This window comes from Tepidimicrobium xylanilyticum (assembly GCF_900106765.1).
Lineage (GTDB): Bacteria > Bacillota > Clostridia > Tissierellales > Tepidimicrobiaceae > Tepidimicrobium > Tepidimicrobium xylanilyticum.
Genome location: NZ_FNNG01000015.1, coordinates 17,051 through 33,221, shown reverse-complemented (window position 1 = coordinate 33,221; position 16,171 = coordinate 17,051). Strand labels below are relative to the sequence as shown.

Sequence of the window (16,171 nt, the reverse complement as noted above, 5' to 3'; positions counted from 1 at the left end):
GAATTTTTTTGAGGTGATTATATGCAGAGAATAGGGGAGAAAGCTTTTAAATGGATAATAAAGCTGCTTACTTTCTCATCCGTATTATTACTAGCTTTTATAGTAATATTCATATTCAATGAAAGTCTAGTATTTTTTAAGGAAGTTCCAATATGGAAATTTATTGGGGGTAGAAGCTGGAACCCATTAGGGCCACCAGAGAATTTGTCAATATTGTCAATCATAATGGGAACCATTTACGTTTCCATAGTGGGAATATGTATATCCCTGCCTTTAGGGGTTGGTATTGCAATAATATTATCATCTTATACAAATGATAGGATAAAGCGGTTTATAAAGGGGATTATAGATATTTTGGCTGGTATCCCTTCGGTAATATATGGCTTTATTGGGCTACTGGTGGTAGTTAAATTCTTTGAAATTAAATTTTCCTTTGCAGCAGGGGAATCGGTTCTGGCTGGTGGTATAGTACTTTCGGTTATGTTGCTGCCCTTTATAATTTCCACCTGTGATGAAACCATGGATAAGATATATGAAAAATACTCCCAAGCATCTCAAGCACTGGGAGTATCCAAATCCTATATGATAAGGAACATAATATTACCAGCAAGTAAAAGAGGCATTGTTGCCAGTGTAGTATTAGCCTTAGGCAGGGGAATGGGTGAAACCATGGCCACTATGATGGTTATAGGCAATGCCCCTATAATGCCTAAATTATTTGGGAAAGCTCAAACTATACCTTCTCTTATAGCCTTAGAAATGGGAATGGCAGATATAGGAAGCTTACATTATCATGCACTTTTTGCATCGGGCTTTGTTCTTATGATAATGTTACTTTTAGTAAATATACTAATATATTCTATTAAGGCAAAGATGGATATTTAAGGTAAGGACTGATATTTTATGGTTGAAAGAATTAAAAATTGTCTGTTTAAGATTTGGCTCCTATTAAGTGCTCTTATAGTATTATCAATAGTAGTTTTTCTATTCGGGTATATTTTAGTAAATGGAATTAATTCAATAAATATGGAGTTTCTATTTAGCGAACCAAGGGGCATTCCCATAGGAGCAGAAGGCGGTATATTTCCTGCTATTGTAGGTAGTTTACTCCTCATGCTAATTGCATGTGTATTTTCTTCAATACTTGCTATTTCAACTGCAATATATGTAGTATTCTATTGCAAGTCGGATAAGATTAAGAGGCTTATCCATTTAATAATACAGTGTATGTCAGGAGTTCCTTCCATAGTTTTGGGACTGTTTGGATATGCTTTATTGGTATTGTACTTAGGATTTGGAAGGTCTTTATTATCTGGGGGAATAACTTTGGGAATTATGATATTCCCCTTTATCCAGATAAGGGTGGAAAAGACGTTAACAGAAGTGGACAAGGCCGTAATTACTTCCTCCTATGCCCTTGGAGTATCGGAAGTATATACACTGTTTAAAATAATACTTCCCATGTGTAGGGCAGATATAATATCTGCAATTACTTTAGCAGGAGGTTTTGCAATGGGGGCTGCTTCACCTATTATATTAACTGCTGCTGTAATGTTTGCACCTATACCTGAATCTTTATTTTCACCAGTAATGGCTCTTCCCTTCCACCTATATATTTTGACTGGAGAGGGCATATCTTTAGAAAAAGCCTATGGGACTGCATTGGTCCTTATGTTACTCCTTCTTATTATAAATATAATATCTATAATGCTAAATTTAAAGAGAAAGGAATATAGATAGATGAATGTACTTGAAATTAAAAATCTATCGGTTAGATATGGGGATAAGGTAGTAATAAAGGATCTTTCCATGGACATTAAGAGGAATAAGATAACAGCCATAATAGGGCCTTCTGGCTGTGGAAAGTCCACTTTGCTAACTACTATAAATCTATTGTTAGAGGAAAATGGTGGGCAGTTTACAGGACAAATACTCTTTAATGGGAAGGACATACTGTCCTACGAAAAGAAGGATGTTAGAAGGATGATAGGAATGGTATTTCAAAGGCCTATTCCTTTCCCTTTTTCTATATATAAAAATTTAACCTATGCTCCCATGTATTACGGCATAAGGGATAAGGATAAGTTAAACAATATAGTAGAAAACACTTTAAAAAAGGTGGGCCTTTATGATGAGTTAAAGGGTGATTTTAATATGCTTGCTACCAAATTGTCTGGAGGGCAACAACAAAGGCTTTGTATAGGGAGGGCTCTTACCGCAGAGCCAGAAATATTATTATTAGATGAGCCTTGTTCAGCTTTGGATGTTAAAAATACTGCAAATATAGAGAAATTGTTGAAAGATCTATCCAAAGACTATACCATAATTATAGTAACCCATAACCTTTCTCAGGCTAAACGGATATCTGATTATGCTGCCTTCATACTGGATGGAGAAGTGGTAGAATATGATGAAACGGAAAAAATATTTTCAAATCCAAAGGATAGGAGAACTAAAGAATATGTTGAGGGAATATTTGGCTGATTGGAGGTAATATACTATGCTAATATATGAAATACCAGGTAGAAGTACTATAAAAGTAGAAAATGTAGTGTTAGATTATAATGGAACTATAGCAGTGGATGGAAGGATAATAGATGGAGTGAGGGAGCTATTATTGAAGTTAAAGGATTATGTTAATATATATATTTTAACTGCGGACACCTATGGAACTGTAGAGAGGGAATGCAGTGGTTTAGATGTAAAGGTTTTGACCTTTCCCAAGGAAAACGCAGGGGCATCTAAAAGGGATATAGTAAGGAAATTAGACGGTAGTAAAACCCTCTGTGTAGGCAATGGCTATAACGATATTCCCATGTTTCAAGAATCCATTTTATCCATAGCCGTTATAGAAGGAGAAGGGGCTTCAGGCAAGCTTCTAAGCCATGCAGATATAGTGGTTAGATCCATTTTGGAGGGCTTAGGAATAATATTAAATGGAGGCAAGATGAAAGCAACACTTAGAAATTAACAGATATAAAATATTATTTTAATAGGCAGATGGGTATACTTATAGGGCAGAGCATGCAAAATTCTACTCTATTCGAGGAGGTGTACCCATGACTGAATTTGCTGTTCAAATTGATGCTAGAAAATATGAGCCAAAAGATAAACATCCTACAATCTTTAGGGCCTTTGAAGGGTTAAAAAGGCAGAAAAGATGGAGCTAATAAACGATTACGATCCAAAGCCTTTGTATTATTAGATGTCAGCAGAAAACAAGGGAGAATTTGAGTGGGAATATTTAGAAGAAGGCCCTGAAATCTGGAGAGTATCTATAAAGAAGTTGATTTGAGTATGCGTGTGAATGAACTACTTGATATTGAGGTAGTTCCTTTTTTTATCAAATATGAGGAGATGAAAAAAATGATAGGCAATTTAATTTTTATTATTTTATTTTTCTTATTAAGTTTTTTTGGATTAGGACCAGTATTAATGGCAGATGGGACATCTAGGGAAAGAATGATTACATTGGTTGTAGTTTTATTGCTCTATGGAATATTAATTTATATATTCTATCGTTGGAAGAGGAGAAATAGACCTAGGGGGTAGTACCTGAAAAATTATAAGAGGGTCAGCTAATTTAGATGGCCTTATTTTGTGTTTCATGTTTTTTAATTGCCAATTAACATATAAATTGTCAGGATAGTATTTTTTTAAGCTTGGTAACGCAAGTTACAGAAAAAATATTATAATAGATGTAACATATTCTTAGTAAGGTTTTTAGGAGGTTAGAGATGAATAAATATTTTAGTATAAAGGACAAGGTATATGATATAACGGAAAAGTATCCCGAAACCATAGATGTTTTCGTAAGCCAAGGCTTTACCCAATTGGTCAATGAAAAGATGAGAAAGCTTATGGGTAAGACAATTACCTTAGAAATGGCACTGAAGACTAAAAAGGTAAATGTAGAGCTATTCACCCAAAAATTGATTGAAGTAATAGAACAGAATAGAAAATCGATAGATGATAGTTTAACTTTACAAGAGGAAAAAAAGGAAGCAGACGTAAGGATAAGTGGAGTTCTTCCCTGTCCAGTAAGAATTCCTCTAATGGACAGCTTTAACAAATGGATGGAGGAAGAGGGAAAGAGTTTAAATGTTAGCCTGGCCCATGAATTGAAGGCTGCCTCTTCTGGTGTCGATTGGTTAAAGGATGAAATAGAAAGGGCGGAAACGGAAGAATCTCTTTCGGACATATTCATATCGGCAGGATTTGACTTATTTTTTGATAATAGCTTGATGAAGAGATTTAAGGATAAAGGCATCTTTGAGGATATAACGGGATTGGAAAGATTAAATGAGGATTTCCAAAATGAAAATATAGACCTGCAAGACCCTGATAGGGAATACTCCATAATTGGAGTGGTGCCAGCAGTATTCTTAATAAATAAGGAAGAAGTAGAAGGAGATAAAATCCCTACCAGCTGGGCCGATTTATTAGAACCAGAGTTTGAAAACAGGGTTAGTCTTCCTATTAGCGATTTCGATTTATTCAATGCAATTCTATTAAATATCTATAAGCTATATGGGGAGGAAGGAATAAAGAAATTAGGAAAATCCCTATTTAGGGGAATGCATCCTTCAGAAATGGTAAAGTCCCATATGAAGTCAAAAAGACCTGCTATTACCATCATGCCCTATTTCTTTACTAAGATGACAAGAGAAGGAGGGCCCATGCAGGCAATTTGGCCAGAAGATGGGGCCATTATAAGCCCTATATTCTTGTTATCCAAGAAATCTAAAAAGGATATATTAAAGCCCTTCGTACAATTTTTTGCTTCCAAGGAGGTAGGGGAGATTCTATCCCATAATGGCAGGTTCCCAAGCACTAACCCGGAAGTGGATAACGGCATCTCGGAGGATAAAAGGTTTATATGGCTAGGCTGGGATTTTATCAAGGAAAATGATATAGGAAAATTGATAGAAGAATGTGAAAGGATATTTAATGAATCCATTTAGGAGGAAGGTATATGAATTTAGTTACAGTTTCAGGTCCACCCTCATCGGGGAAGACCTCGGTCATATTAAAGGTTATAGAAGCGTTAAAAGAAAGGGATATCAGCGTTGGAGTGGTAAAGTTTGACTGCCTCTATACAGACGATGATATATTATATGAAAGGGCAGGGGTTCCTGTTAAAAAGGGCTTATCCGGTTCCCTTTGTCCCGACCACTACTTCGTATCTAATATTGAAGAAGTAGTTCAGTGGGGGATAAGAGAGGATTTAGATTTTCTAATTACCGAATCTGCTGGATTATGTAATAGGTGTTCCCCCTATATAAAGGACATAAAGTCCATCTGTGTCATAGATAACCTATCAGGAATTAATACCCCTAAGAAGATAGGACCTATGCTTAAGGCGGCAGATATTGTAGTAATAACAAAGGGGGATATAGTATCCCAGGCGGAAAGGGAGGTATTTGCATCCAGAGTGAACTCCGTCAACCCCAAAGCAATTACCATGCATGTAAATGGTTTAACTGGACAAGGAGCTTTTGAGCTAAGTACCCTGTTATACGATGAAATGGAAGATGTAGAAACGGTTCAAGGAAGGAAACTTAGATTTCCTATGCCTTCTGCCTTATGTTCCTATTGTTTAGGAGAAACCAGAATAGGGGAAGCTTACCAATTAGGAAATGTAAGAAAGATTAAACTAGGTGATGAAGATGAATAATATTAAAAATATGACCATAGGGCAATTGCGGCAAAAATACCCATTTATAATAAATTATTTTGAAGAGAATAGATTGAATGTGGAAGGCTTTGAGGATAAAACCTTTGTAGAATATTTAGACCATTTTACAGAAGAAGAAAAGGAAGAATGGGCCATAGATACCCATAAGCTTTTAGAGGACTTATCTTCTTATATAATCCAGATGATAGGGTTTCTAGGCTTAGAAGATGATAACAGGATTGAATCCCTGACCATATTGCCGGGGACAGACAAGGATGGAAAAAAAGAAGGATTTCATGAACTTACCATCCATAAATCGGAGATAGTATCCATAGTAGGGCCTACAGGTTCTGGCAAGAGTAGGCTTTTAGCCGATATCGAATGGACAGCCCAAAAGGATACTCCAACGGGCAGGACTATACTAATAAATGGTGAAATACCCGATAAAAAATGGAGATTTTCCTCTAACAATAAGCTAGTAGCCCAGCTTTCTCAAAATATGAACTTTGTAATGGATTTAACGGTAGAGGAGTTTATTAGGCTCCATGCAGAAAGTAGGATGGTAGAGAATATAGAAAGGGTAGTTGAGGAGATAATAGAAGCAGCCAATAATTTAGCAGGAGAAAAATTCGAACTAAATACCCCTATAACCAGCCTTAGCGGTGGACAATCCAGAGCTTTGATGATAGCCGATACGGCTATCCTAAGCTCTTCGCCCATAGTATTGATAGACGAAATAGAAAATGCAGGAATAGATAGGAAGAAAGCATTGAATTTACTAGTTTCCAGCGATAAAATCGTCCTAATGGCAACCCACGACCCCATTTTAGCCCTTATGGCAGATAAGAGGATTGTAATAAAAAACGGGGGAATAGAAAGGGTTATTGGAACTAGCCAAGAGGAAAAGGAAGTATTAATACAGCTAGAAAAGATGGATAGCATAATTCAAAATATGAGGAACGACTTAAGAAAAGGCCTTACTATTACTAAGGAAAAGTTTTTAATAGATAATCAATAGAAAGGGTGGTAATCATGCATGAAGGTTGTTCAGGAAGCTTTGAAAATGGCAAACAAGTGGTAGATAAAATTAGGATGATGGGTTTTGCTAATCAGCCTATGGTAATGCCTCTTAACATTAAGTGTGAAGAGTGCGGGGAAGAATTCATAATGGAAACCCATGAAGGAAAATGTCCTAAATGCCATATGGTATATGGAGTTACCCCCTGCCATGCCTTTGATCCAAATAATGTAATGGCAGCAGGGAAAAACTATTAGGCTTGCGCCAATTGTGAATTTTAAATTGAAAATTAGGGAATGGCTTCTTTGCCATTCCCTTTACTATTCAAAACATGTATTGAGAATTATTTTCAATAATTTTTGTTTCTGTAACATAGGTTACCGATTCAGTAGGAATTAAATATTAAAATATAATCATCAATGAAAAACGAGGGGGTTTTATTTATGTCAATGTTTTGTTTTCAATGTCAAGAAACAGTTGGCGGAAAGGGTTGTACAAAAGTGGGAGTTTGCGGTAAGACTGCAGACCTTGCAAATCTACAAGACTTGATGATCTACACCTTAAAAGGAATTTCAGAATTGGGAGTTAAAGCCGACGAAATAGGCTATGAAATGCCTGGACTTGATAGATTTATCATGAGTGGTTTATTTATGACCATTACCAATGCAAACTTTGATAAGGAAAGATTTTTAAAAGAAATTAAAAGAGGCCTTAGACTAAGGGAACAATTAAGGAAAGCCCTACAGGAAAGAGGAGTAGACTTAAGAGATTTAAAGGATGCTGCTACTTTCTCCGTTAACTCCGATGATGATATAGTATTTAAAGCTAACAACGATAAGGAAAGGGTAGGAGTATTAGCCACAAAAGATGAAGATATCCGTTCTTTGAGAGAATTAATTACTTATGGATTAAAGGGAATGGCAGCTTATGCAGAACATGCCGATAATCTAGGATACAATGATCCAGAGATTGCTAAATTCATGAGGAAAGCTTTAGCAGCTACATTAGACGATAGTTTAACTGTAGAAGATTTAATTAACTTAACAATGGAAACGGGAGAATATGGTGTTAAAGTAATGGCTTTACTAGATGAAGCCAATACATCAACTTATGGCAATCCAGAAATTACAGAAGTAGAAATTGGGGTAAGAAACAATCCAGCAATACTCATATCAGGCCACGATTTAAGGGATTTAGAAGACCTATTAGAACAAACTAAGGGTACTGGAGTAGATGTATATACCCATGGTGAGATGCTGCCAGCTCACTATTATCCAGCCTTTAAGAAATACGATCATTTTGTAGGTAACTATGGAAATGCTTGGTGGAAGCAAAAAGAAGAGTTTGAAAAATTCAACGGACCAATTCTATTTACAACTAACTGTTTAGTACCACCAAAGGAATCTTATGCAGATAGAGTATATACTACAGGTTCAACAGGATATCCAGGATTCAAACATATTCCAGATAGAGAAGATGGAAAAGCAAAGGATTTTTCAGAAATAATCGAACATGCTAAGAGATTACCAGCTCCAACTGAAATAGAAAGTGGAAAGATTATTGGTGGCTTTGGGCATGCCCAAGTATTTAAATTAGCTGATAAGGTTGTAGAAGCAGTAAAATCTGGAGCAATTAAGAAGTTTTTCGTAATGGCAGGCTGTGATGGAAGGATGAAACAGAGAAACTACTACACAGAATTTGCTAAGGCTCTACCAAAGGATACGGTAATACTAACAGCAGGATGTGCTAAGTATAAGTATAATAAATTGAACCTAGGAGATATAAACGGAATTCCAAGAGTATTAGATGCTGGCCAATGTAATAACTCCTACTCCTTAGCCTTAATAGCATTGAAACTAAAAGAGATATTCAATCTAAATGATATAAATGAGCTGCCAATTGCATATAATATTGCTTGGTACGAACAAAAAGCCGTAATAGTATTATTAGCGCTGCTGTACCTAGGAGTTAAAAATATCCACCTAGGACCAACCCTACCAGCTTTCCTATCTCCAAATGTAGCTAAGGTATTGGTAGAAAACTTCGGAATTGGAACTATATCAAATGTTGAAGACGATATAAAGATGTTCATGGAAGCTTAATAAAAAACAATAAAATATAAAAATTTACGTGAAAGGGTATCATCTAAAAAATAGATACTTTTGACTGAAGATTTGATGAATACTTATTATTACTTCAAAATCTAGACATGGTACTAATCGAACTTAAAACAATTGGAGATGTCCCTTTAAGCATAAATTCCATAAACCCTTACAGAACTGTTATGGTTTTTGTAAGGGTTTTGTAATGTCTAAAGTATAAGATATATTGAAATGGAATCATATGAATATATGAAGAAAGGAGAATATATATGAGTGCGATATTGATATGATACCTCCAAAGTAGACAATCTAATTAATTTAAATTAGATTGTCTACTTTGGAGGTTTTTTAATGATAAATATTCGTGATGTTTTATTAAACTATACTTCTGTTGGTTTAATGTTCATATGATTTTACCATTCGTACCGTTTTTCCTACCATTCATACCATATCAAACAAAACGTAGTTAAAATATGGTATTTTAATATTAGATAATATTTTATTCTTTCAAAAAAGGGTATTTGGGGTGGTTTTATGACTAGAATAATGATTGTTGAAGGCGAACTATTAATATCCGAGGAATTAACAGCTATAATAAATTCTATAGATAGCAACATAGAGACGACCATGACCAGTGATGCAAAAGAAGCTATAAGCTCTGCTAGAAATAGTTACTATGACATTTTTTTAGTCGATGTTCAATTATCGGGTTATTCAGGGTTCGAATTGGCTAAAGAAATAAGAAATATATATAAGTATAAATTAACTCCTATTATATTTATCACAGCCATTCCTTCGAAAGAATTGTTGGCTTTCAAGGAAATACTTTGTTATGACTACATAATAAAACCTTTAAAAGAAGATAAAGTAAGATCTGTATTAGAAACTACAATCAATTATGTCATGACGAAAAAAGAATCTTATCTTAAATTAATCCAAAAAGGACATTCTTACCTTGTGGAACAGGGTGGAATCCTTTATATAGAATCTAGAAATAAAAAAATATATGTAATAACCATGGAAGAAGAAATAGAACTATCCTCCTATACACTAAAAGAATTATTAGAAAAGTTAAGTGCTGATTTTATCCGCTGCCATAAAGGATACATAATTAATATTAAGCATATAGAAAAAATTGATAAAAGCAATAACGATATCTATATTAAACATATAAAAAAAACTATTCCAGTAGGGAGGAAGTATAAAGACTATCTTAGGGGTAGGGGGCTATGGGTTTAAAAGAATTGCTATGATGGATCGACAGTTATTGGAAGACATACTAAGGAATTCCAAACATTGAGGATACTATTTATTAAGTTATATATTTTATGAATAGAGAGGAAGCTTTATATAAGAATTACAAGCAATTATTATAATTATTACCGAATAAAGGCACATGTAAACACAAAAAAAAGGATAAGCATTAACTAAGACTCAATTTAAAGATACATCAGTTGAAAAAGAGCTATATCAATCATCTAATAGCAGAGTTTCGGGACGTTGGATTACAGTTGAAACAGGATAAAATTCTCTAAAAGTTATATCAATCTTTTTTCTAGAAGATTTAACTTGAAATAGTTTACTAAGCAGTCATAAATATAGTAAAGAACAATGATGAAAGTTTTATCAATTCTTGTTAAAATTGTATGGGCAATTATAATATTTTTAAAGCCTAATCCATTAATTTGAAGGGAATAGTGGTAAAAAATGACAAAAAATAATGTTAGCTGACTTTGTAAGCTGGGGGAGATTGACAATGATATATGTAATTAATAATAGTAATGATCCATTTTTTAATCACGCTGCTGAAGAATATTTAATGAATAATTTTGATAATGAAGTATTTATGCTATGGGTAAATAAACCATCTATATTAATCGGTAGAAATCAAAACACTATATCTGAGATAAATCTAGATTATGTAAAAGAAAGTGATATAGCAGTAGTCAGAAGGCTTTCTGGTGGAGGTACAGTTTATAATGATTTTGGCAATATAAATTTTACTTTTATTACCTATAGAGATTTAGGTGTAAAAAATGGTTTTGAAAAATTTGCATTACCAATAGTAGAAGCACTCAGGTCTTTAGGGATAGATGCCCAATTTACAGGGAGGAATGACATAACTATAGAGGGAAAGAAAGTTTCCGGAAATGCCCAATATTATAAAAGAGACAAGTTACTTCATCATGGGACTCTTTTATATAATGCTGATATTACAAAACTTTCTTTGGCCCTTAAAAGCAAATCTATAAAATTTGTTGATAAGTCAGTAAAATCAGTAAATTCTAGGGTTACAAATATTGCAAAATATATGAAGGAAAGTATGGACTTATTGGTGTTCAAGGAATACTTAAAAGCATATGTAATGAAAACTTATAATATAGAAACCGTATATGAGTTCAGTGATAAAGATTTAAAAGAAATTCACAGGATAGCAAAGAATAGATTTGAAACTTGGGAGTGGAATTATGGAAAAAGTCCAAATTATAAATATTTAAATTCAGTTAAATATCCCAGTGGAGTTATAGAATATTATTTAGATGTTGAAAATGGGAAAATATCAAATGTTTCCATCTATGGCGATTTTTTTGGTGAAAAGAATATAGCTGAATTAGAGGAAAAGTTGCTTGGAGTTAAATATAATATGAAAGATTTGCAAGATAGATTACAAAATGTAAATATAGATGAATATATTCTTGGTATATCAGTTGAAGAATTTATCAAGGGACTGCTTGGTGTAAAGTAAAAATGGAGGTGTAGTAATGCATTTAAAAAAACCAGAGTGGATTAGAGTAAAGATACAAGGTAGTAGCACAATGAGTAAGGTAAACTCTCTAATATCAAGTCTTTCTCTAAATACAGTATGCAATGAAGCAAATTGTCCTAATAGAATGGAATGTTATGAAAGAGGAACTGCTGCATTTATGATATTAGGTAGAAATTGCACTAGAAACTGTACTTTTTGCAATGTAACTAGACGAAAACCTGATAAAGTAGATCCAATGGAGCCTGAGAATGTTGCTAAGGCTGTAGTCAAGCTAAAATTAAAGCATGCAGTTATTACATCGGTGACTAGAGATGATCTTGCGGATCAAGGAGCTAACCAATTTGCAAGAGTCGTAGAACAGATAAGAAAATTGGCTCCCCATGTAAGTATAGAGCTTTTAATCCCAGATATGCAAGGGAACAAAGAACTAATCGATATTATATTAAATTCAGAACCAAATATATTGAATCACAATGTGGAAACTGTCCCTGAGATATATGATAAGGTTAGGCCTATGGCAGTGTTTGAAAGGTCCATAGAGCTTTTGGATTATGTGAAGAAAACTAGGCCTCACATAAAAACTAAGTCTGGGATGATGTTAGGGTTAGGTGAAACTAAGGAACAAGTGTTGAATGTGTTTAAAAGATTGAGGGAAGTAGATTGTGACATGCTTACACTAGGTCAATATCTACAACCGACTAAAGCGCATATACCGGTGGTAGAATATGTTACACCAGAACAATTTGAAGAATATAAGGAAATAGCCTTATCTTTAGGATTTAAGAAAGTAGCTTCGGCACCTCTTGTTAGAAGCTCTTATCATGCTGAAGATTTTTAATTATAGAATTAGATTGTGAACAATAGTTTAAGTATTTATTCATTTTTAGCATTTGCTCTAGTTAATTGGATAGTAGATGCAGTAAAGTCAAGAGTTAATAATTAACTGAATTAATGCTAATTTAGCTACAAATTCAATATCTTTAATAATATTGAAAACTAGATCCATCAATACCAGGTAGTTTTTTACTTCTCTTGTTGGTTGGGGAAAAGGGATGTGGAGATGAAACTTGCTATGATTTGTTTTTAAAAAATGGCCGTGATACAAAATATGAAGTGGAAACAGATTTAGACTATATACACTTATTAATAAGTTGTAGCCCATAACAATTATATACCTAGTATTATAAAAGTATTAATTTGAATTGAATATACATATTCGATTTGCTATAATTAAATCCAAAGTAGCTTCTTAATTTTATGTAAAATATATAATTGATGGGAGTGTATTAGTTGGGGGATGTAAATATACCTAAGACACCTAGGGGTCAAGAAACCATGGACAAAATATGTAGGGCCTCTGAGGAATTGTTTAGCCAAAAGGGATATTACAATACATCAATAACGGATATTGCCCAAAGAGCTGAAGTGGCACCTGGTACAGTGTACATATATTTTAAGGATAAGAAGAGCATCTTTAAATACTTACTGGAAGACTTAAACCGTACTATCAGAAAAGAAATTGCTATTGCGACTAAGGACTGTAAGAGTAGGTATGAGGAAGAAAAAATAGGCTTTAGGGTATTCTTTGATTTTGCACGAAAACACATAGGCCTATATAAGATCATATGGGAATCCCAATTTGTAGATGGAGAGCTTTTTAAAGAATACTACGATAATTTTGCCAGTAGGTATATGAAGAGGATTAAATTGGCTCAAAAAAATGGTGAAATAACTGATATAGACCCTGAGATATTAGTTTATTGCTTAATAGGTATAACCAAATAGAAAATAAGTTTGGAATAAAACAAAAGCATAGGGCAGGAAAAGATGAACTAGTTTCAGATATGGCTATTAAGGCCTGTCAAAAGATATTGGAGAACTTTGACCCAATGGATTTAGATTTAGTAGTATATTGCGGCAGCGAACATAAGGATTATTATCTAATGAATATGGCTGCAAAAATTCAATATGCAATTGGTGCTAAAAATGCAAATTCTTTTGAAATACATTCCTTATATTCTGCAGGTGTTATCTCTTTGCAGATATTGAAGAATATAATGTTAAGTAATTCAGATATAAATAATGTATTATTAGTATCCTCTTCAAAGGAAACCTCCTTAATAAATTATAAAAACGAAAGGTCCAGATTTATGTTTAACTTTGGAGATGGAGCTGTTGCAGTCTTATTACAGAAAGGGTATTCAAAAAATATAATATTGGAAACCCATATGATAACGGATGGAAGCTTTGCTGATGATGTAGCAGTTTATAACATAGGAAATAATATAGTAGATTTTAAATTAACAAATGATGGGCCTGTAATGCTGGATGTAAAGGATCCTCAATCTATGAAAGAAAGGTTAGACCCTATAACCTTGGATAATTTTATATCCGTAATTACTAAATCTATTGAAAAAAGCGGATATACCGTTGAAGATATAGATTTTATAGCTCCAATTTTTATGAAAAGATCTATATTGCTGAATATTTTAGAACAGTTTAACTTAACAGAAGAAAATTCTTTTGTATTAGAAGACTATGGCCATTGCCAGTCTGCTGATGCCTTTATAAGTATTGTTGAAGGCAGGAGGCTAAATAGGATAAAGGACGGAGATTTAGTAGTGATGCTAGGGGCTGGTACAGGATATACTTGGGCAGCAACAACTATAAAATGGAGTGAATATGATGAGGTTAGCTAATAAGGTAGCCATTATTACCGGTGGCGGTAGTGGGATAGGAAGAGAGACTGCAATTAAATTTGCTAAGTAAGGAGCTAAAGTAGCTGTTTGGGATTTGAACTTAATTGAGGTTGAAAAAACCGTTAATGAAATAAAGAATAATGGCGGTGTAGGAAAAGCTTATGAAGTTGATGTTACTGATAGAAAACAGGAAGGAGAAGCTGTGGAAGATGTATTAGAAGAATTTTCAAAGATAGATATATTAGTAAATAATACAGTGATAACTATGGATTCTATTTTAATCAAGATGACAGAGGAACAGTGGGATAGAGTAATAGACGTGATCTTAAAGGAGTGTTTAACTGTGGTCAGATACTAGCAAAGTATATGGCAGAAAGGGAAAGTGGTGTAATTCTTAATGCTGCTAGTGTAGTAGGATTATATGGTAATTTTGGACAGACCAATTATACAGCATCTAAATGGGGAGTAATAGGAATGACTAAGACTTGGGCAAAGGAACTGGGAAGGAAGAATGTAAGGGTAAATGCCGTAGCACCCGGTTTTATCTCAACTCCTATGATAGAGAAGATGCCAGAAAAGTAATTCACATGATGAAAGATAAGGCCTTATTGAAGAGATTAGGCACTCCAGATGAAGTAGCCAATGCATATCTATTTTTAGCTTCCGATGAAGCAAGCTTTATTACTGGAACGGTTCTTAGCGTTGATGGTGGAGTTGTGTTATAGAATTACAGCCATTAAGAAGGAGATGATATTAGTAATCATCTCCTTTTTTTATTAATTTTTATTATAATTAACTCTACATTGATGAAAATATCTAATTTAACTTATTTAATGATTGATGATATACTACCTAATGGTGCAAATAGTAAGTAGCTTAAAATGATTTGATTATCAATTAGATTGAACTGGATAGAAAGGAAAGTTTATATGGGAAATTATATTAAAAAACGTACTATAACTGGAGTATTAACCATAGTTTTTTCCTTTTGTTTGACATTTTTTCTAACAAGATGTGCACCGGGTAATCCTGTAAAGGTTTTAGCAGGGGCGGACAACCCCAATCCTGAACTTATTGAACACCTTACTATAAGATATGGTTTAGATAAGTCACTCCCGGTGCAATTTGTAAACTACGTGAAGGATGTATTTAAGGGGGATTTGGGATATTCATATATTAGTAATCGCCCTGTAACAACATTAATAGCAGAGAAGATATTTCCTACAATTTTACTTTCTTCAACAGCAACTTTATTATCAGTTGTTATAGGAACTATTTTAGGAATCTATGCTGCTAGAAGAGCAGGTTCTATATTAGATAGAGTTATGTGTGGTATATCTTATGTTTTTGATTCACTACCAGGGTTTTGGCTGGGATTAATACTTATACTTATATTTGCCTCTGGTTTAGGTTTGCTGCCAACATCTGGTATGTATGATGTAAGGGAAGATTATGAAGGGTTGCCAAAGGTTCTAGATATTATGAGACATATGATATTACCCGTTAGTGCTTTGCTAATAATACAAACTCCTGCGTATTTTAGAGTTGCGAGATCTTCAGTTATACAAACTATGTCTGAAGATTTTGTTTTGACCTTAAGAGCTACTGGAATGAGTGAAAACAAGATATTTAATAAATATATACTTAGAAATGCCATAATTCCTACAGTAACTATATTCAGTTCAGATTTAGCTTTCATGGTAGGAGGGGTTACATTTGTTGAAATCGTTTTTGCATGGCCAGGTATGGGGCGGCTTATTATGGAGGCAATTACAAGAAGGGATTATCCATTATTAACAGGCATATATTTGATGATTTCAATATCTATCTGTATAGTTATGTTAATTACTGATATTGTTTATGCTTTTATAGATCCTAGAATTAGACTTAGATGATTTAGACAAGGAA

General features: G+C 33.8%; 16 protein-coding genes and 1 pseudogene. All 17 read left to right on the top strand.

The window, feature by feature from the left end; all coding sequences use genetic code 11:
- Positions 1-21 precede the first annotated feature (21 nt).
- Positions 22-885: a phosphate ABC transporter permease subunit PstC gene (gene pstC, locus BLV68_RS12965; RefSeq protein WP_093754518.1), complete on the top strand. Its 864-nt coding sequence runs from the start codon at positions 22-24 to the stop codon at positions 883-885.
- An 18-nt stretch (positions 886-903) separates the two neighbouring features.
- Positions 904-1,740, top strand: coding sequence for a PstA family ABC transporter permease (locus BLV68_RS12960; RefSeq protein WP_093754516.1), 837 nt, complete (start codon positions 904-906; stop codon positions 1,738-1,740).
- Positions 1,741-2,484 carry a phosphate ABC transporter ATP-binding protein gene (locus BLV68_RS12955; protein ID WP_093754514.1) on the top strand — a complete coding sequence of 248 codons (744 nt, stop codon included), beginning with the start codon at positions 1,741-1,743 and terminating at the stop codon, positions 2,482-2,484.
- A 16-nt stretch (positions 2,485-2,500) separates the two neighbouring features.
- Positions 2,501-2,971 carry an HAD family hydrolase gene (locus BLV68_RS12950; protein ID WP_093754512.1) on the top strand — a complete coding sequence of 157 codons (471 nt, stop codon included), beginning with the start codon at positions 2,501-2,503 and terminating at the stop codon, positions 2,969-2,971.
- A gap of 395 nt (positions 2,972-3,366) precedes the next feature.
- The gene (locus BLV68_RS12940) at positions 3,367-3,552 is read left to right on the top strand and encodes a DUF6954 family protein (RefSeq protein WP_159428700.1); all 186 of its coding nucleotides are present in this window, start codon (positions 3,367-3,369) and stop codon (positions 3,550-3,552) included.
- A 185-nt stretch (positions 3,553-3,737) separates the two neighbouring features.
- Positions 3,738-4,964 (top strand): ABC transporter substrate-binding protein, encoded by a 1,227-nt coding sequence (locus tag BLV68_RS12935; protein WP_093754508.1) that lies wholly within the window; start codon positions 3,738-3,740, stop codon positions 4,962-4,964.
- 11 nt (positions 4,965-4,975) lie between these two features.
- Complete coding sequence (locus tag BLV68_RS12930) at positions 4,976-5,677, top strand: GTP-binding protein (protein ID WP_093754506.1); 702 nt, start codon at positions 4,976-4,978, stop codon at positions 5,675-5,677.
- The gene (locus tag BLV68_RS12925; RefSeq protein WP_200773790.1) at positions 5,670-6,695 is read left to right on the top strand and encodes an ATP-binding cassette domain-containing protein; all 1,026 of its coding nucleotides are present in this window, start codon (positions 5,670-5,672) and stop codon (positions 6,693-6,695) included. The genes BLV68_RS12930 and BLV68_RS12925 overlap by 8 nt, the downstream gene beginning before the upstream one ends.
- 14 nt (positions 6,696-6,709) lie before the next feature.
- Entirely contained in the window at positions 6,710-6,952 is a 243-nt protein-coding gene (locus BLV68_RS12920; protein WP_093754502.1) for a hypothetical protein, read from the top strand.
- A 186-nt stretch (positions 6,953-7,138) separates the two neighbouring features.
- Positions 7,139-8,797 carry a hydroxylamine reductase gene (hcp, locus tag BLV68_RS12915; RefSeq protein ID WP_093754500.1) on the top strand — a complete coding sequence of 553 codons (1,659 nt, stop codon included), beginning with the start codon at positions 7,139-7,141 and terminating at the stop codon, positions 8,795-8,797.
- A gap of 534 nt (positions 8,798-9,331) precedes the next feature.
- Positions 9,332-10,036, top strand: coding sequence for a LytR/AlgR family response regulator transcription factor (locus BLV68_RS12910; RefSeq protein WP_093754498.1), 705 nt, complete (start codon positions 9,332-9,334; stop codon positions 10,034-10,036).
- Between the two features lie 517 nt (positions 10,037-10,553).
- Positions 10,554-11,543 carry a lipoate--protein ligase gene (locus BLV68_RS12905; protein ID WP_093754496.1) on the top strand — a complete coding sequence of 330 codons (990 nt, stop codon included), beginning with the start codon at positions 10,554-10,556 and terminating at the stop codon, positions 11,541-11,543.
- Positions 11,544-11,559: 16 nt separating this feature from the next.
- Positions 11,560-12,402 carry a lipoyl synthase gene (gene lipA / locus BLV68_RS12900; protein ID WP_093754494.1) on the top strand — a complete coding sequence of 281 codons (843 nt, stop codon included), beginning with the start codon at positions 11,560-11,562 and terminating at the stop codon, positions 12,400-12,402.
- A gap of 452 nt (positions 12,403-12,854) precedes the next feature.
- Complete coding sequence (locus BLV68_RS12895; RefSeq protein WP_093754492.1) at positions 12,855-13,349, top strand: TetR/AcrR family transcriptional regulator; 495 nt, start codon at positions 12,855-12,857, stop codon at positions 13,347-13,349.
- Positions 13,325-14,263, top strand: a complete 939-nt coding sequence (locus tag BLV68_RS12890; RefSeq protein WP_159428699.1) for a 3-oxoacyl-ACP synthase — start codon at positions 13,325-13,327, stop codon at positions 14,261-14,263. Before BLV68_RS12895 ends, BLV68_RS12890 begins: the two co-directional genes overlap by 25 nt.
- Positions 14,264-14,357: 94 nt before the next feature.
- Positions 14,358-14,988, top strand: a pseudogene (locus tag BLV68_RS16355) (SDR family oxidoreductase).
- Positions 14,989-15,192: 204 nt separating this feature from the next.
- Complete coding sequence (locus BLV68_RS12880; RefSeq protein ID WP_093754488.1) at positions 15,193-16,158, top strand: ABC transporter permease; 966 nt, start codon at positions 15,193-15,195, stop codon at positions 16,156-16,158.
- Positions 16,159-16,171 lie beyond the last annotated feature (13 nt).